Source organism: Halopelagius inordinatus, from assembly GCF_900113245.1.
Taxonomy (GTDB): domain Archaea; phylum Halobacteriota; class Halobacteria; order Halobacteriales; family Haloferacaceae; genus Halopelagius; species Halopelagius inordinatus.
Map to the genome: position 1 here is coordinate 1,408,449 of NZ_FOOQ01000001.1, position 17,123 is coordinate 1,425,571.

The 17,123-nt window shown below is 66.8% G+C and carries 18 protein-coding genes; 9 read left to right on the forward strand and 9 right to left on the reverse strand.

The genetic code is table 11. The annotated features are described in order from the left end of the window. Window positions 1-32 precede the first annotated feature (32 nt). A complete protein-coding gene (locus BM167_RS07285) occupies window positions 33-1,694 on the forward strand; it encodes a rhomboid family intramembrane serine protease (RefSeq protein WP_092890852.1) in 1,662 nt (553 codons plus the stop codon). A gap of 10 nt (window positions 1,695-1,704) precedes the next feature. Here the strand turns inward: BM167_RS07285 and BM167_RS07290 are convergent, their stop codons facing one another. Both BM167_RS07290 and BM167_RS07295 read right to left on the reverse strand, forming a co-directional pair. Further along, on the reverse strand, window positions 1,705-2,328 hold the full coding sequence (locus BM167_RS07290) for an METTL5 family protein (protein WP_092890854.1): 624 nt from the start codon (window positions 2,326-2,328) through the stop codon (window positions 1,705-1,707). Beyond that, a complete protein-coding gene (locus tag BM167_RS07295) occupies window positions 2,328-2,735 on the reverse strand; it encodes a DUF7961 family protein (protein WP_092890856.1) in 408 nt (135 codons plus the stop codon). The genes BM167_RS07290 and BM167_RS07295 overlap by 1 nt, the downstream gene beginning before the upstream one ends. 693 nt (window positions 2,736-3,428) lie before the next feature. Between BM167_RS07295 and BM167_RS07305 the strand changes: the two genes are divergently transcribed. After that, entirely contained in the window at window positions 3,429-4,388 is a 960-nt protein-coding gene (locus tag BM167_RS07305; protein WP_092890860.1) for a transcription initiation factor IIB, read from the forward strand. Window positions 4,389-4,397: 9 nt separating this feature from the next. Here BM167_RS07305 and BM167_RS07310 read toward each other — a convergent pair whose 3' ends face one another. Continuing rightward, entirely contained in the window at window positions 4,398-6,182 is a 1,785-nt protein-coding gene (locus tag BM167_RS07310; RefSeq protein ID WP_092890862.1) for a flippase activity-associated protein Agl23, read from the reverse strand. Window positions 6,183-6,280: 98 nt separating this feature from the next. Here BM167_RS07310 and BM167_RS07315 point away from each other — a divergent pair, with 98 nt between their 5' ends. The 4 genes from BM167_RS07315 to BM167_RS07330 all read left to right on the forward strand — a co-directional run bounded on the left by BM167_RS07315 (window position 6,281) and on the right by BM167_RS07330 (window position 8,336). Then, entirely contained in the window at window positions 6,281-6,598 is a 318-nt protein-coding gene (locus BM167_RS07315) for a DUF7964 domain-containing protein (RefSeq protein ID WP_092890864.1), read from the forward strand. Between the two features lie 53 nt (window positions 6,599-6,651). Further along, window positions 6,652-7,113, forward strand: a complete 462-nt coding sequence (locus BM167_RS07320) for a universal stress protein (protein ID WP_092890866.1) — start codon at window positions 6,652-6,654, stop codon at window positions 7,111-7,113. 76 nt (window positions 7,114-7,189) lie between these two features. Continuing rightward, window positions 7,190-7,516: a 2Fe-2S iron-sulfur cluster-binding protein gene (locus BM167_RS07325; protein WP_092890868.1), complete on the forward strand. Its 327-nt coding sequence runs from the start codon at window positions 7,190-7,192 to the stop codon at window positions 7,514-7,516. Window positions 7,517-7,721: 205 nt separating this feature from the next. Next, a complete protein-coding gene (locus BM167_RS07330) occupies window positions 7,722-8,336 on the forward strand; it encodes a beta-class carbonic anhydrase (RefSeq protein ID WP_092890870.1) in 615 nt (204 codons plus the stop codon). Window positions 8,337-8,350: 14 nt separating this feature from the next. Here BM167_RS07330 and BM167_RS07335 read toward each other — a convergent pair whose 3' ends face one another. Together BM167_RS07335 and BM167_RS07340 are read right to left on the reverse strand one after the other, a co-directional pair. Beyond that, window positions 8,351-9,547, reverse strand: coding sequence for an MBL fold metallo-hydrolase (locus tag BM167_RS07335; RefSeq protein ID WP_092890872.1), 1,197 nt, complete (start codon window positions 9,545-9,547; stop codon window positions 8,351-8,353). A gap of 48 nt (window positions 9,548-9,595) precedes the next feature. Beyond that, complete coding sequence (locus BM167_RS07340; RefSeq protein ID WP_092890874.1) at window positions 9,596-11,263, reverse strand: globin-coupled sensor protein; 1,668 nt, start codon at window positions 11,261-11,263, stop codon at window positions 9,596-9,598. A 107-nt stretch (window positions 11,264-11,370) separates the two neighbouring features. Here BM167_RS07340 and BM167_RS07345 point away from each other — a divergent pair, with 107 nt between their 5' ends. Next, entirely contained in the window at window positions 11,371-12,006 is a 636-nt protein-coding gene (locus BM167_RS07345) for a ferritin family protein (protein WP_092890876.1), read from the forward strand. Window position 12,007: 1 nt separating this feature from the next. After that, window positions 12,008-12,556: an MOSC domain-containing protein gene (locus BM167_RS07350; protein WP_092890878.1), complete on the forward strand. Its 549-nt coding sequence runs from the start codon at window positions 12,008-12,010 to the stop codon at window positions 12,554-12,556. Between the two features lie 28 nt (window positions 12,557-12,584). On the opposite strand, the gene BM167_RS07355 is transcribed toward BM167_RS07350, so the two are convergent. The 3 genes from BM167_RS07355 to BM167_RS07365 all read right to left on the reverse strand — a co-directional run bounded on the left by BM167_RS07355 (window position 12,585) and on the right by BM167_RS07365 (window position 16,319). Further along, window positions 12,585-13,544, reverse strand: coding sequence for an acetamidase/formamidase family protein (locus BM167_RS07355; RefSeq protein ID WP_092890880.1), 960 nt, complete (start codon window positions 13,542-13,544; stop codon window positions 12,585-12,587). Between the two features lie 150 nt (window positions 13,545-13,694). Further along, window positions 13,695-14,933, reverse strand: coding sequence for a mandelate racemase/muconate lactonizing enzyme family protein (locus tag BM167_RS07360; RefSeq protein ID WP_092890882.1), 1,239 nt, complete (start codon window positions 14,931-14,933; stop codon window positions 13,695-13,697). 117 nt (window positions 14,934-15,050) lie between these two features. Beyond that, a complete protein-coding gene (locus BM167_RS07365) occupies window positions 15,051-16,319 on the reverse strand; it encodes an HAD family hydrolase (RefSeq protein WP_092890884.1) in 1,269 nt (422 codons plus the stop codon). Window positions 16,320-16,430: 111 nt separating this feature from the next. On the opposite strand from BM167_RS07365, the gene BM167_RS07370 reads away from it, so the two are divergent. Continuing rightward, complete coding sequence (locus BM167_RS07370) at window positions 16,431-16,892, forward strand: DUF5799 family protein (protein ID WP_092890886.1); 462 nt, start codon at window positions 16,431-16,433, stop codon at window positions 16,890-16,892. 46 nt (window positions 16,893-16,938) lie between these two features. Here the strand turns inward: BM167_RS07370 and BM167_RS18395 are convergent, their stop codons facing one another. After that, the gene (locus BM167_RS18395; RefSeq protein ID WP_177213297.1) at window positions 16,939-17,088 is read right to left on the reverse strand and encodes a DUF7557 family protein; all 150 of its coding nucleotides are present in this window, start codon (window positions 17,086-17,088) and stop codon (window positions 16,939-16,941) included. Between the last annotated feature and the right edge of the window lie 35 nt (window positions 17,089-17,123).

The following is a 17,123-nucleotide window of genomic DNA, read 5'->3' on the forward strand; positions in this document are numbered from 1 at the left end:
AGGTTGATAACGGGGCCGTAGAAGTCATACGCATGATTGACGTTCCGGGATGGGTACCGATACAACAGGGGGCGATAGTCGTCGCGTTCCTCGTGGCCGGAATCGCCGTCTACGCGATCGACCGACCGGGGGGTCGGTGGGGGGCCGCGCTCCGTCGGCGGTTCCTGCTCGGGATTCCGTGGGGGACCGTCGTGACCGTCGGGTTCGTCGTCGGGGTGTATCTGTTCTTACAGGGCGGACTCCGTCACTGGCATACGCCGGTGACGATTCCGTTCCGCGCGTGGTCGTACTTTTATCCGCTCGGCATGGTGACCGCCGGGTTCTCACACAACGGCGTCGGACACCTGCTCGGGAACCTCGCGGCGACGCTGACGCTGGCTCCGTTGGCCGAGTACGCGTGGGGCCACTACCCGCGCAAACGGGGGTCTACGTCGATGTCGTCGTGGCGGACGAACCCCTACGTGCGAGCGTTTGTCGTCTTCCCCGCCGTCGTCCTCGTCGTCGGCCTCGCGACCTCCGTCTTCGCGCTCGGACCGGTAATCGGGTTCTCCGGCGTCGTCTTCGCGTTCGCGGGGTTCGCACTCGTGAACTATCCGCTGAAGACCGTCGTCGCGTTGGCCGCCGGGCGCGCACTCCGTCTCGTCTACAACGCGATGCAGGAACCGACCGTCACCGCGAGCGGTCGTCCCACTTACATCACGCCGTGGTGGGCTGACATCGCGATTCAGGGACACGCGCTCGGCCTTTTCATCGGCGTCATCTTGGGTCTGTACGTCGTCCGCGCGCGGCCTGCGACCGACCGCCCGTCGGCGCTGAAACTGTGGACCGGGTCCGTGCTCTTCGCCGTCTCGCAGTCGATGTGGGCCATCTACTGGTACCGCGGCGGCGAGACGTACGTCCTGTTTCGCGCCGTCGGCCTCGCTCTCGTCGTCGTGCTGGCGTTGGTCGTCGTCTTCGCCGCCGTCACCTCGGACCGCCCCACGTTGACGCACGCCTTCGACGGCCAGTTCTCCTTCCGGCGGTGGCAGGCGGGCGCGGCCTGTCTCGTCGTCGCCGCCGCCGCCGTCTCCGGCCCCGCGGTGCCGTACAACCTCTACACCGCGAACGGAGGTGACCTGCCCGGCGAACCGGTGCAGGTCGAAGATTACGAGGTGACGTACGCCGAGGACGTGCCGAACGGGATGGTCTCGGCGTTCCAGTTCGACGCGTTCGGCGAGACGACGAACGTCGACACGTCGGGGGTGATAGTCGAAAGCGAGTCCCGCGCCATCTGGACCACGGCGGTGAGCAAAGGCCGATTGGCGTTCGCGGGGAGAGCCCCCATCACCCTCGGCGGCGTCGGGTGGCGCGAGACGGTGTACGCCGAACGCGACGGGTGGGTCGCCGTCGGCGGCGGGACTGCCTACAGGGTCGCCCTCCGCAACGACGGCGAGTCGCGCATCGTCCACACCTCCGAGGCGGCGACCGCAGGCCCCGTCATCGCCGGACGGAACGTCTCCGTCGTCCCGACGGCGGACGGCTACTACATCGAAGTAGAGCGCAGAGACGAGACGGTGAGCGCTCTCGTCCCCGAACGAGGCGAGTCGGTCACCGTCGAACAGATAACGTTCGTCCGAGAGAAAAACAGAGTCTACGCGGAACGCGACGGAACGCGCGTCCGCGTCCTGCAGAAAGAGCGATATCGCGGGTCCTGAGGCCGCCGCGTCACGTCCACTCGATTCTGTACAGTTCCGTCTCGATGTCTTTCGAGTCCTCGCCGTGGAAGTCGAACTGGCTCTCCAGCGTGAACGTCGCGCGGAACGCGTGAGTCACCTCGCCGCCCTCGTCTTCTGTGAACGCCTCGACGAACTCTCGGGACCCGGCGTTGTGAATCGAGTACGAGACGTCAGCCACCTCCGCGGCGGTGGAGAGAAACGCGCGGTCGGCGTGTTCGTGGCCCCGTTGCGCGCCGAACGGCGGGTTCATGAGCACCGTGGTCGGCCCCTCCGGGCGGAGTGGCGGGCGCGTCGCGTCCGCGAGCACCCAGTCGATTTCGGTCGTCGTCCCGACGCGGACGCGGTTCTCCACCGCCGTCTCCAACGCCTCGCGGTCGATATCGACGCCGACGACCCGATTCGGACCGCGGAGTGCCGCGCCGAGTGCGAGCATGCCCGTTCCCGTGCCGAGGTCCACGACGGTTCGGTTCTCCACGTCGCCGTTGAGGTCCGCGACGTGGACGACGTGCGCGGCGAGATCCGGCGGGGTCGGATACTGTTCGAGGTCCGCGCGCGGCGCGTCGAACCCCGCGACGACCGCCAGTTGCGTCTCCAAGGCGGATTTCGTCGGCATCAGCGAGACAGTGTACCGGAGATATCGACCGCGACGCCCTCTCTGCGTCCGCGTTCCTCGACGGCGCGGAGGGCCGCGCGGGCGGCGTCTTCGTCCGCGGCGTCGGTCACCGTCACGTCGACGCGGGCCGCACCGAGGAACGCGGCCGCGCGGACGACCCCGCGAACGTCGTCTGCGACCGCCTGAGTCGCGAGTTGACAGTCCTCGTCGAAACAGGTCTCGACGGTCACTACGGCGGGTTGGCGGCCCTCTGCGGCGAGTCCGGCCTTCAGGTCCCGCAGGTACGACGGCGCCGTCGAGGCCAACTCGCTCGCTTCGATTCGGACGGGCGTCACGTCCGCGACGGTGTCGGCGTCGATGGTCTCTGCAACGTCGGCGCTCCCGTTCGGTGCGTTCGTCGTGCTCATGTTGCTCACCGATAGTCACCGGTTATACAAAAGCCTTTTCGAAATGAGCAATAGTAATATTACCGCCCCGTTATCGCGGTGCGACGACGCGGAGAAGCGAGAGTGAAACAGTCGGGGCCACTCAAGTGAGACGGGTGGTAACTAGTACCGGGGAGCACGCTCCGCTTCCCTCCCCCGAGACAGGTCCGCCGTTCGATATCGAGCGTCGCGCCCGCAGTCGTCGTTCGGTTCCCCGTGACTGCGTCGCACGCGCCCGCAGTCCGCGCCCAGTCTCGCCCGTCGCGCACCGTTCACGTTCGGTAAATGTACCACCGAACAGACAGAGGTATCCTCGTGCTCGTCGGACGGGTTCGATTTGCGTCGCTTCGGTATCTCGACTGCGAAGTGGCCGACGACGTCGCGCGAACCGTCGGAAAACGCGACGTTCACCGCGTCTCCGTCCGCGACAGACGTGACTATCACGCGGACGTCACCGTCGGAGGTGCCTCCGGCCTGCATCTCCCGTCCCGACTTCGACGCGAGAGGCCGCGAGAGGCACAGAGAGGGCCGAGACTCGCCGTACGCGTTCGTCGGTCACCGCGGCCGCGCGTCCTCGACGGGACCCGAGTCGTCGGTTCTCCGACGCGATAATCGGTTAGTTCGCTCATACGTTAGCACAAAGGTTTAAATTTGCGCTCCACCACAAACCTTATAATGGAACGTCCCAGCCGCCAGCGCCAGCGAGAGCAGGAGTCGGAGACTGAAACAGAGGCTGACGAACTCATCGCGTGCCCGGAGTGTGAGTCCACCGACATCGTCACCGACGCAGACCAGGGTGAACTCGTCTGTGACGACTGCGGGCTGGTCTTAGACGAACGACAGATAGACCGCGGTCCCGAGTGGCGCGCGTTCAACCACTCGGAGCGACAGTCGAAGTCTCGCGTCGGCGCGCCGATAACGGAGACGATGCACGACCGAGGGCTGACGACGACCATCGACTGGAAGGACAAAGACGCCTACGGCCGGTCGCTCTCCTCGGAGAAGCGCTCGCAGATGCACCGTCTCCGCAAGTGGCAGGAGCGAATCCGAACGAAGGACGCGGGCGAGCGCAACCTCCAGTTCGCGCTCTCCGAAATCGACCGCATGGCCTCCGCACTCGGCGTCCCGCGGTCGGTCCGAGAAGTCGCGTCCGTCATCTATCGCCGCGCGCTGAACGAGGACCTCATTCGCGGCCGGTCCATCGAGGGCGTCGCCACCTCAGCGCTGTACGCCGCCTGCCGTCAGGAGGGCATCCCCCGGTCGCTCGACGAAGTCGCGGAAGTATCTCGCGTTCCGCAAAAAGAGATCGGCCGGACCTACCGCTACATCTCTCAAGAACTGGGTCTCGAACTGAAGCCCGTCGACCCGAAGCAGTTCGTCCCCCGTTTTGCCTCCGCTCTCGGTCTCTCCGAGGAGGTACAGGCGAAAGCGACCGAGATAATCGACGTCTCCGCCGAACAGGGACTGCTCTCGGGGAAGTCGCCGACCGGATTCGCCGCCGCGGCCATCTACGCCGCGTCGCTTCTGTGCAACGAGAAGAAGACCCAACGCGAAGTCGCCGATGTCGCGCAGGTGACCGAGGTCACCATCCGCAACCGCTATCAAGAGCAGATCGAAGCGATGGGCTTCCGCTGAGTCGGCGTCTCACGTCGCTCGGACGACCGAATCGGTCTCCTCTCTTCTCTCCGTTCCTCGCCGTTCGACGAAGACGACCGTCTCTCGACCCCACAGGCCGAGTCGGTACGTCGTCGCCTTGTAGTCCTCGCCGAGTCTGTCGCGCATCTGTCCGCGGAGACTCGGAGTCGTGACGACCACCGGCGGCACGGGGTCGCCGCGCTCTGCGCCTTGGTCGAACGTCGTCACGTTCTCGGTGCTTATCTCGTCTACTCCGGCGCGTTCGAAGTACCACGGAAGCGGGAGCCTGTTGCCCCACGCGTCCACCACCGGGGGGTGTTCGGTTCCGGGGTCCCACCCCGTCGCGTACTCGGACCCGACGTACAGCACCTCCGGCGTCGACCGGTCGCCGTCGGCGAACCGAGAGACGTTCGCGACGAGCGGTTCGATATCGTCGCTCGGTTGGGCGAACTGCGCGAGGCGATTCTCTCGGTCGGAGGGGCCGTAGACGCTCGACGCGGTCACCGCACCGGCTTGCGCGAACACCGCGAGAAAGACGAGAACCACCGCCGCCACCGTCGCCGCGTCCGCGGACGCGAGACCGGTCTCCGTCGCGTCTGTCGTCCGCACCGCCGCGACGGCACCGTACAACAGGAGGGAGATACCGACCGCCGCGGGAAGCGACAGGGGAAGGAGGACGTGGACGGCGACCCACGGCGCGGACACCTCGGTGACGACGGGAAAGACGAACGCCGCCGCCGCGCCCCAGTAGACGAACCCGGCGACGAGCGGTCGGTCTCTCCCGCGGGCGTACCGCGTCCAGAGAAACGCCGCCGCGGCCGCGACCAGTATCGGGAGGCCCGTCCGTGCCAGCGTGTCGGCGATATCGGCGAGATACGGGAAGAGTTCGTGGGTACCTGCGGGGTACCGACCCGCCACGCGGACGCCGAAGAACCGCCAGACCGCGCCGCCCGTCGCCTCCCAGAGGACGAGATGCCACGTCGTCGGCGACCACAGGCCGACGTCGGCCTGCGAACCCGCGCGCGGAGCGAAGCAGTAGACGGTCGTCGCGAGGAAAATCAAAGCGGCGCGCCCGACGACGTTCCACCGACCCCTGATGCGGTCACGGAGGTCGGCAATCCGCGCCTTAGCGGACGCGCCCCCGTCCACGACGACACTCGGTTGGTCGAAGATGAGGACGCCCGCGGCGGCCCAACAGAGGAGATATCCCGCGGCGAACCCCGAGGAGGCGACCGCAAGCGGAAGCGCCGCCGCCGCGGCGTACGCGTCGCGACGACTCCCTCGGTCGTACGCGCGAAGCGCGAACCCGACGAACGCCAACGCGAAGAACGCGAGCGGAACGTCGCCGCGGAGGAATCGCGAGTAGTAGACGAAAAGTGGGTTGAGAGCCAGCAGGGCCGCGAAGACGACGGTCTCGACGCCGTCGAGTCGGTCGCGAAAGAGGAGGGCACAGAGCGGTAAGAGACCGCCGAGGACGGCCACGGGGAGTCGCGCCGTCGCGTCCGACGCGCCGAGGAAGGCGAAGACGTGGCGGTCGAGGAGGTACAGAAGCGGTCCGCCGGCGACGGGACGGTACTCGAAGGCCCCCGTTTCGAGATATCTGAGCGTCCAGTAGCCGACGCGGGCCTCGTCCCAGTGGAACGGACGCGCCCCGAGGGAGACGAGACGCGCGAGGAGGGCCACCGCGGCGAGACCGACGACGGCGGCGACGACGGCGTCCCACCGGCGCGGGCGCGACGGGCCGTCCGTCGAACCCCCCCTCCTTCGCCCACCGTCGGCAGCGTCGCGAGACATGCCGGTGTCTCGCGCGTGCCCGGGTAGAAGCTTTTTGGTGCGCGGACGCCTCGGCGCGGTTCGCAAGGCACAAGCGGCGTCGCGGCCGATGCGACGGCATGTCACTCGTGGAGTCGCTTCCGCCGCGACCGTTATCTCCGAAGGAACTCACCGGTCTCAACACCGCGGACGCGTTCGAGTTGGCCGTCTCCGTCGAGAGCGACGACGGCGACGAGGCTCGGAGCCTCCTCCTCGCGACGGACGCGTGGGTCAAGGCTCTCGCGTTCGACGGGGGGTCGTGGACTCTCGTCGAGACGGTGTCGCTGGACGGGAGAGAGCGAATCGAGGGGTTGCAGGCCTGCGAAGAGGCGGTACGCGAGTTCCGCGGGGAGGCCGAGGGTACGGAGGATGCGAGAGACGCCGCCGACGCGTCGTGAGAACCGCCGGACCCGGGCCTAGTTTCTAACCGTCCCCCTGCGTACGACACCGTATGTACGAGCGAATACTCGTTCCGACCGACGGGAGTCGAGCGACGGAGAGAGCGGTGCGTAACGCACTCGACATCGCCGGGAAGTACGACGCCACCGTTCACGCCCTGTACGTGGTGGATACGAGCGTCTACTCCTCTATCGAAGCGGGGGCGGACGTCGTCATCGAATCGCTCCACGAGGAGGGACAGACCGCGGTCGACGAGGTAGCCGACCGCGCGCGCGCCGCGGGCGTCGAAGCTGAGACGGAAGTCGTCTCCGGGTCGGCCCACCAGGCCATCCTCGACTACGCCGACGAGGAGGCGATAGACCTCATCGTGATGGGGACGCACGGCCGGACCGGAATCGACCGGTATCTGCTCGGGAGCGTCACCGAGAAGGTCGTCAGAAGCTCCGACGTGCCGGTTCTGACGGTTCGGATGGACGAGGAGGCGGGCGACGCGGCCGGCGAACCCGCCGACTGAGTCGGAGATGAGACCTTTTTTCGAGGACGGAATCGCTCCATAAAGAGTTTAGGCGCGGTCCGCCGTACCGAAGTTCATGACCGAGTACACCGTCGAGTTCGTCGGGACGGGCGAGACCATCGAAGTGTCCGACAAACAGACCATCCTCAAAGCCTGTATCGACGAGGGAATCGCACAGGAGTACTCCTGTCGCGTCGGCATGTGTCTGGCCTGTTCGGCCGAAATCGTCGAGGGCGACGTGACCCAACCGGCCGCCCGAGGGCTGACGGACGAGGAAGCAGAGGAGTTCGCTCTGACCTGCATGGCGCGCCCCCAAAGCGACCTGAAACTCGACCGCGGCGTCTACCCCCCGAGCATCGAGGACGACGCCGCCTCGTCTGCCGCCGCGGCCGACGACGACTGACGGAGTCGCCGCCGAGAACGCGCGTTTTTCGCCGCAGTCGGTGACGCGTAGCGCAGACGACGAGCACCGCGAACGGTTGTCACACGGCCCGCCGCCCGGAGCGAGGGCGTCTCGTCCGACGAGGCGTCGCCGGGGCGCGTCGTAGCTTCGAGCGGAACTCGCCGAGACGGCAAGAGGCGACTGATTCGGAGGCCAATAGGCCGGTATGTCCGCAGACGAGAGCGACCGAGAGGGGAACGTTCACGAACGAGTCGACGCCGCCGCCGACGAACGCGACGACTGGGCGAGACGGCGACGCAAGGGAATTCCGACGGACGAACGACTGCTCGTCGTCGCGTGCATGGACGAGCGAATCCCCGTCGAGTCCGCGTTGGGACTCGAACTCGGCGACGCGCAGGTGTACCGCAACGCCGGCGGAAAAGTCACGGACGACGTGATTCGGAGTGCGGCGCTGACGACGAACTTCTTCGATACCGAGGAGATTATCGTGGTGAACCACACGGACTGCGGCATGATGAGCGCGCCCGACGACGCCGTCGTAGAGGGACTCGAAGCCCAAGCGGGCGGGTCCCTGGAGGACGTGCATCTCGACCCGTCGCTGCCGGAACTCGACATCGGCGACGCGTCGATAGCCGACTGGGTCCGCATGACCGACGACATCGACGAGGCGTGCGCGGCGCAGGTGGCGTACCTCGAAGACCACGAACTGATTCCGGACGACGTGACCGTGACGGGGTACGTCTACGAAGTCGAGAGCGGGGAACTCAGACGCCCGGGCGAACGCGTCGCCGCGCGGGTGAACACGAGAGTCGAGGAGTGAGGGCGTAGTCGCCGCTAGGCCGTCGCGGCGCAGTTGTTCGGGCCGAGTTCCAACTCGAACGCCTCCTCGTCGTCCACCGCCTCGCGGCCGAGGTTCGCCGCTACGAGCGTCTCGTAGTTGGCGGGCCGCGGCGGCATGTTTTCGAGGACGTGCGCGACGAACGCCTCCTCGTCCATCGAGAGCGCCGACAGTCTCCCGCGAAGCGTTCCGAGCGTCGCCGCGTACGTCCCGTCGGCGGCGGCGTCCGCGGCGTCGCTGTAGTGGCCGGGCGCGACGGTCATCTCGTCGTCGAACGCCGCGTACGTCTCAGTCAGGGTGCGGTGGAGTCGCCGTGCGGCGGCGGGTGCGCCCTCGTCGCCCGCCTCTAAATCGGGGCGGGCGACGCTCTCGACGAAGAGGCTGTCGCCGGAGAAAAGCAGGTCCGAGAGCCGGTACGCCGTCATCTCGGAGGTGTGTCCGGGCGCGCCGACGGCGGTGAGCGTCGCGTCCCCGACGCGAATCTCCGCGCCGTCCGCGACGACTCGAACGTCGTACTCGTCGGCGCCGTCGTAGGTGAGGCCCCTCTCGCGGGCACCCTCCGGAACGACGACGTCCGCGCCCGTCAGGTCCGCCACGTCCCGGACGCCGCTGACGTGGTCGGCGTGGACGTGCGTGTCGAGGGCGTATCGGAGTTCCGCACCGCGTTCGCGGGCGTCTTCGACGTACCTGTCGGCGAAAGCCCGAAGGGGGTCCACGACGGCCGCCTCCCCGTCGGAGACGACGAGGTAGGAGAGGCATCCGCTCGACGGCCGCCGGTACTGGAGCACCGTCGCGCCGCCGGACGGGCTGTGAGCAACCGAACTCCGCTCGGTTCCGTCCGCCGCCGCGGACAGTTCGCTCGCGACGTAGACGCGCGCCCATCCGCGCATCCCCCGTTCGAGGTTCTCGGCGTCGAACCCCTCGTCTCGGAGGAGTTCCGCGACGTAGTCGCTCGCCTCCCCGCGGCCGCAGACGACGACTGTTCGCTCCGTCTCCGACAGGTCGTGTTCGGACGCGAGGGTCCCGACGGTCCCCTGCACGTCGGCCGTCATGAACCGGGCGTAGGGAACGACGGACGTCTCGACCGAGTCCCCGGAGACGTGCCACGAGTCGTACTCCTCTCGGTTCCGAACGTCGAGGAGGCGAACCGAGTCGCCGCGTTCTATCGCTCGGTGAAGTTCCTCGGGAGTCATGCCCGAGGCTACGTCGGCGAGAGGCAAGAACGCTCCGCGGACCCGACTTCAGTCGTCGGCGTCGCGAACTCTCTCGGCGACCCCCGGAGGCATCTCGGTTCCGCCGTCGGTGCCGACGTCGACGGGTCCGGGCGGCGAGGCGTCCGCGGAGACGCCGTCCGGGGCGGGCGAATCGTCGTCTTCCACGAGGCGGCCGGTCGCATCGCTGATTGCGCGCACCTTCGAGGTCTGGTCGTGGCTGGCCTCGGCGACGTCGTCCACCGCGTCCGCCGTCTCGTTCGCGCGTTCGCGGGCGACTTCGACCATCGAGGAGACCTGTTCGGCGCTGACCGCTTGGTTGTCCGTCGCCTCGGCGACTTCGGCGATACCGTCCGTCGTTCGCTCGACCGCGTCGACAATCTCGCCGAGACTGCTCATCGCGTCCTCGCCGCGGTCGATTCCCTCGTGGAGTTTCTCCGTGGTCTGCGAGAGACTCTCGACGGTCTCGTCCGCCTCCGTCTGAACGCTGTTTACGGTCTCTTCGACTTCGGCCGCGCGGGCTTGCGACTCCTCGGCCAACGACTTGACCTCGTTTGCGACGACGGCGAAGCCCTCCCCCGCATCGCCCGCCCGCGCCGCCTCGATGGAGGCGTTGAGAGCGAGCAGGTTCGTCTGTTCGGCGATGTCGTTTATGGTCTCTATGACCTCGTCTATCTCGTCTATCTGGCGTCGGAGGCGGCGAACGTCGTCGGACGCCTCGACGGCGGAGTCGGACACCTCCTCCATGACGTCGATGGCTTGGTCGGCCGCGGATTCGCCCTCGGCCGCCAGTTCGGCCGCCTCGGAACTCGTCCGTTCGACTTCCTCCGCCGTCGCCGCGACTTCCTCGACGGTGGCGCTCATCTGCGACACTTCCTCGGAGACGGTCTCCATGTCCGTGGCCTGTTCGTTCGCGATGTCGCGGATGCTCTCTGCGCGGTCTGAGACGACCTCAGAAGAGTCTATGAGTTCGTCTACGGGCGCGCTGACGTCCCGTTCGACGTCGGCGGCGAGTTCCCGTCGGCGGGCCGCTTGCGTGCGGGCCTGTTCGCTGTAGGAGTGGATGTACGTCTCCATGGCGACCTGCTGGTCCATCGAGAGGAGTTTCAGAATCGAGAGCGCTCGTTCGACCACGGCGTCGACGGCGTCCGCGACGTTCTCACCCGCGGCGTCGCCGCCGTCGAGGCCGAGGCGGCCGAGAACGCCGGTGGGCGACGTATCGGACGGCCCGCCGAACTCCCGTTTGACCTCCTCGCCGATGGCCGAGATGAGGCCCTCGTAGTAGACGTTGTACGCGCCGAGGTAGAACGTCGGGCCCACGTCGAGGTAGTCGTGAATCTTTCCGATACGGGCCCGCCGCGCGAAGTACTCCCTGTCGTACTCGCCGCGCCCGAGGCTCTCGACGTAGTTCGCTTGGTCCCGTCTGAGCACGTCGAGTCCCTTCGTCGAACTGTCGATGATGTCGACGGCGTCGGCGTGGTCGGTCAGGTGGTCGTAGAACGTCTCGGAGAGGTCCGCAGACACCGACTCGAAGAGGTGGTCCATCTCCGCGAGGCGCCGCGCGTCCGCGTCCGTGAACTGATTGAACTCCTTTCGCCACTGAATCTCGTCGCTGTCGACGCCGAGTTCCTCGAGGAGGCCCTCGCCGTCGACGGATCCCCGAATCGCCGCGTCGACCGAGGGCGCGTTGTCTGCCATACCGAATCGTCGGGTAGTTCGGTCCTTGAATATTACCTGCCAGTTATCAGCCGGAATAACCGCACGGCGGGCGAAGTTTCACGGGACGCCGACGCGTCTCTCGACGCATGGACGGAGAGCGATTCCGAAGCGACGTCGAGGCGGCGAAGGAGACGGAGTTGAACCGACTCGGCTCCCAGCAGTTGCTCGTCGCGTTGACCGACGCGGAACTGACGGCCGAACGCGTCCTCGACGTGGCGGCGGCGAGCGAACACGCCGCCCGGGAGACGTTCCGCGGGTGGGCCGACGACGAGAACGACGCGGACGCCCGCGAGGCGTTCCTCGAGGTGGCGCAACAGGAAGACGACCACCTCCGCCGGGTGACCGACGAACTCGACGGGAAGTGGGAGGCGGACGGCGACGCGGGGCCGATGCACGCGTACCTCCGCGGGCGAGAGTCGACGATAGAACGCATCGCGGGCGGGATGGTCGGACGCCCGTTAGTGAGCCTCCGGACGCACATGCAGCTTATCGGCTTCTTCGTGAACGAGGCGGACGAACGCCGCGCGGACGTGATACGCGATTTGAGGGCCGAGACGGGAGACGTTCTGGCGGACGGCGTCGAACTCCTCGAAGCGAACTGCGAGACGGACGACGACTGGCAGTCCGCGCAGATGGTCGCCGAGTACACCGTCCAACTCGCCTACGACGACTACGCCGACGCCCTCAGAAATCTCGGGTTCGACCCCCGGTCGGTCTGTTGAGATGACCGCAGACGCAGACATCCGCGGACGCGTGGAGGCCGTCTGGACGAGTCCGGAGGAGGGCGCGCCGATGGAGTCCCGCGAGTCGGTGGAGGCGGTGGAGGGCGGACTCCGCGGCGACCGGTACCTCCTCGGAACCGGTTACTACTCGCCCTACGACGTCTGTCAGGTGACGTTCGTCTCGGCGGCGGCCATCCGAGAGATACGCGAGGAGACGGGAATCGACCTCTCGGACGGACGCCACCGACGGAACATCGTCGTGAGCGTCTCCGACCTCCGCGGGTTACTGGAGACGACGTTCGGAGTCGGGGAAGCGCAGTTCCGGGGAACGCGCCCGCGCCCGCCCTGCGCGCACGTCGAACGCGTCGCAGACGAGGAGGGCGTCGCCCGCGCACTCGGCGACGGGCGCGGCGGCATCTGCGCCGACGTGGTGACGCCGGGGACGGTTCGGACGGGCGACGAACTCGAAGTCGTCGAATCCGACCCGCGGACGGAAGGGAGGTCGATCATCGACCGCCTGCGCGGCGAGGACGGCGAGAACTCGGCGTAGACGGCGTAGCCTCGCCGTCGCCGACCGCTCAGGGGAAGATGCTCTCGGGGAGGTACGCCGTCACCGTCCAGTTCGGCGCGTCGACGACCTGACTCACCTTCAGGTCCACCGCGACCGAACAGAGGATGTACGCCTCCCCGCGCGTCAGGCCGCGTTCGGATTCGAGGTGAGTTATCATGTGTCGAACCGCTTTCTTCGTCGCGTCCATCAGGTCGTCGGCGATGCCGGTGGTGGCGTACATCGGTTCGTCCGCGCCCGTCGGCGTGAACGGCCCCGTCGTCTCCACCTCCGGTTGCTCGATGGACTTGTCCGTCAGAACGTCGAACCGCGCGGTGACGAACATCGGCGCTTCGACGCCCGTGACGGACACCTCGCCGTCCCCCTGCGCGGCGTGGCAGTCGCCCGTCGAGAACAGGGCACCCTCGACTTCGACCGGGAGGTACACCGTCGACCCCTCAGTCATGTGTTTCACGTCCACGTTGCCGCCGGTGTCCCGAGGCGGAAGCGTGTCGTGTTCGCCCGCCTCGCCGGGCGCGGTGCCGATGATTCCGGGGAACGGGTCCAGCGGTATCTCGATGCCGTCGACGAACGCCGCCGTGTCGCCGTCGAACCCCCAGACGTGGAGGCCGCCCTCGTCGAAGTCATCGGGGAGGAGGCCGAGGCCCATCTCGCCGGGGAGAAAGCCCGTGTACCCCCAGCCTTTGTGCTCGAAGTCGAGAAGTTCGACGGCGAGAACGTCGCCGGGTTCTGCGCCTTCGACGTAGACTGGGCCGGTGAGTGGGTGAACCGGGTCGAGGTCCACGTTCACGAGGTCGTCTACGGTCCCGTCGCGCCCGACCTGACCGTCGAGTGCGTCGCGGCACTCGAAACGGACCACGTCGCCGGGTTCGACCGTCGCCACCGGGTCGAGACTGTTGTCCCAGACGTGGTGGACGTTCTCGTCGTCGTCGCTCAGTTCGCGGTCTACCGTGTGGTCGTCGGAGGACATTCGCTACCGACCGACGCACCGAGAGAGCATCAATATGTAGTTGCCGAAAAGATACGTCCGAGGGGTCGATTCGACGCCGCGCGTCACCCGTTCGGCGACGTTACGCTTCGTCGAACCGCGCGAATCGCAGAATCGCTGGCTCGACGAACCTTACGCTTCGTCGAACAGCGTTTCGCCCGTGACCATCTTCTCTTCGACGACGTCCATGTCGAGCGTCAGTCCGAGACCGGGTTTCTCCGGAATCTCGATGTGGCCGTCCTCTATGACCGTCTCCTCGACGAGGTCCGACCACCAGTCGAGTTCGTACGAGTGGTACTCGACGGCCAGCGAGTTGGGGATGGCCGCGCCGACCTGCGCGGACGCCATCGTCGCGATGGGCGACGAGACGTTGTGCATCGCGACGGGGATGTAGTACTGGTTCGCGACGTCGGCTATCTTCCGCGTCTCGCGCATGCCGCCGACCTTCGGCAGGTCCGGCGCGACGATGTCCACCGCTTGGTTCTCGATGAGGCGGCGTTCCTCGGTGACCCGGTAGCGGTTCTCGCCGACCGTGATGGGCGTGATGGTGGACTTCGTGACCTGCTCTTGGACTTCGAGGTTCTCCGGCGGGACGGGGTCTTCGAGCCACCAGACGTCGTAGTCCTCGATGGCGTTCGCGAGGCGTTGTGCGGAGTTCGCCGAGAACGTCCAGTGACAGTCGAACGCCACGTCCGCGCGGTCTTTGACTCGCTCCGTCACCTTCTCGACGATTTCGGCCTTGTGACGGACCTCGCCGGGGCGGAGGTGGCGGTTCGCGCGGTCCTTCTCGTGGCCCGAGGGCACGTCGAGGTCGAACTTCAGGGCGTCGTAACCGAGTTCCTCGACGACGCGTTCGGCCTCGTCGGCGCACGCTTCGGGGTCGGCCTCTTCTTCGGTGTGGCAGTCGCAGTAGACGCGAACTTCGTCGCGGTACTTCCCGCCGAGCAGTTGGTAGGCGGGGACGTCGAGAATCTTGCCCGCGAGGTCGTGAAGCGCGATTTCGATGCCCGAGATGGCCGTGACGGTGACGCCCTCGACCGACCCCTCACCCGACATCTTCTGGACGAGGTGTTCGAAGAGGCGGTCGATGTCGAGGGGGTTCTCCCCGACGACGAACGGCTTCATCCGTTCGATGAGTTCCGGGACGCCCGCGCCCCAGTAGGCTTCGCCGGTGCCGACGACGCCCGCGTCGGTGTAGACGCGGACCAGCGTCCACGGGAAGTTGCCGTCTATCATCGTCGTCTGGACGTCGGTAATCTCGACGTCGCGGCTTCCGCCCCGTTCGCCGGTGACGCCCATCGTATCGGCGGAGAGTTCCCGCATCGTGTACTCCGCGTTCGGGTCGTGAAGCTCCGAGTAGTCTCTGCTCATAGCTCCGACTTCACTCGATATGTCGTAAAGGTTTTCGCTCTTGCAGCGAACCGCGACTGCCGCGCCCACTCTCGTCTGCGGGCGACTCTCGAAGCGGGGCTATCGATACCGGAGCGTTCAGAGTTCGTCGAGGACGTTCAACACGTAGGCGATGCGGAGCACCGACGCGGCGTCGCCGCGGTCGTAGACGAGTTCGTCGGTGTCTCGGACGTGGTCGAGAACCTCCTGAGAGGCGTGTTCCGGCGCGGCGGCGATGCCGGCGTTGTTCTCTTTGGCCCACCGCATCACGCGGAGGTCGGATTTGCTGTCGCCCATCACGAGGACGAACGGGTCGTCGACGTCCAGAACGCCGAGAGCGGCCTTCACGCCCTCGGTCTTGTTGAGTTCGAGCGAGCCGATTTCGGCCGCGTCAGCGTGGTAGTACGCCACGTCGATGCGTTCGAAGAGCGACCGGACCACCCCCGGAACGTTCTCGGGGTCGCAGTCGGGTGCGGCGTCCTCGGCGTCGAGGACGGTCGCTATCTCCGGGTCGGCGTCGGCGTAGTACGCCCGCGCCCACTCCTCGGGGGTGGCGTCCGCGGGGGCGGCGTCCGCGGCGTCCGCGGCGTCCTCGGCGGCGTTGTAGACGGCGCGGCCGAGAAGGTCCACGAGGTAGACCAGACCGCGGTCGATGACCGCCGCCGCCTCGTCGCTCCCGATGTCGAAGTTCGGTTTCAGCGTGACGTTGAACTCGTTTCCCTGCAGGTGGACCGATTCGCGCAGGTCGTCGGGCGCCTGCGGGAGGACGCGCGAGCGAATCTCGTCGAACACCTCGCGGACCGAAGCGTCCAACTCGTCGTAGAGGAGTTTCTTCGTCCGAGAGCCGTGTCCGGGCGTGAACACGCCGGTTCCGGCTTCGTAGACGATGCTGAACGTCCCCGAGTGGACGAGTTCGTTGCCGAGGCCCTGAATCATGAACCCCTTGACGTTCTCCAACGTCTGGCCGGTGCAGATGACGATTGGGACGCCCGCCTCGTGGAACTCCGTGAGGAGGTGAAGCGTCTGGCGCGGAATCTCGTTGTCCGTCCGACCGGCCGACCGAAGCGTCTCGTCGACGTCTAAGACGAGAGCGTTCACGCCACGGTCGTACTTCGAGTGGAGGTCTAAAGCCGTAAACGCCTGGTCGCGCGACGCCCGCGCCGCCACCTCGGCGAACTCCTCGCCCGCGGCGAAGGCGTCGCGTATCTCGTCTTTCCGTTCGTCTAGTTCGTCGCTCGCGTCCTGCCAGTAGTCGAGGGCCGTCCGGGAATCCACCGGGGGAAACACGTCCAGAAAGTCCTGTAAGTCTCGAATCGACTCGGCGTCGTAGTCGGCGTAGAGGCGAAAGACGAGGTCGTACCGCTCCATACCGAGTTGCCGTCCTCCGGGGTGAAAAAGGGTGCCTGCTCGGCGACGTCTGCCGCCGAGGCCGGTGCCGTCGGGGAAACCCTCAAACGGGTGCTATCCGTATCCGTCTGCATGAGCGATTGGACCGACAGCATCGTCGGCGACCGGATGACGGTCGACAGGGAGTTCAACGACCGAGTCAACGGGTCGGAGTTCACTCGCCAAGAGTGGGGCCTCATCATGACGGCGACGGAGTTCGAGATAGAGAACGCCTCCGACCCCGAGGAGGCGCGAATCGTCGCCGACACCGAGAAACTACCGCAGATAATGCCCGAACTGGACAACGTCCGTTCGCAGATGGCGCAGATGGGGGGGTCCCCCGGCAGTGGGGGTGGAGGTGGGGGTGGCGGCGGTTCCGGCGGAGGACTGTTCGACTCCATCAAGGGGGCACTCGGACTCGGCGGCGGGGGCGGTGCCGACAAAGAGAGACTGGAGGCGGCGGAGCGACTCGTCCAAGAGTACGCCGACGAACTGCAGACCCACCTCGAAAGCCGCGGCAAGTGGGACCAGGTCCGAATCGCGTATCAAGAGTGACGCCGCCGGGGACGACCCACAGAGGACTCCCTTGACGCGAGTCGACTCAGACTTCGTCGCCGCCGTGAAACAGGGTCATCTCCTCTGCCTCGTAGATGTTGATGAGTTCGGTCACGATTTCGTCGTAACTCTCGTCTTCGACCCGCAGGCTATCGAGGCGCGACACCGTCTCTTCGTCGAGGGTAATCTGCGGCATACGTACGCGGTCGGTTGCGAGAGGCATAAGTGCCC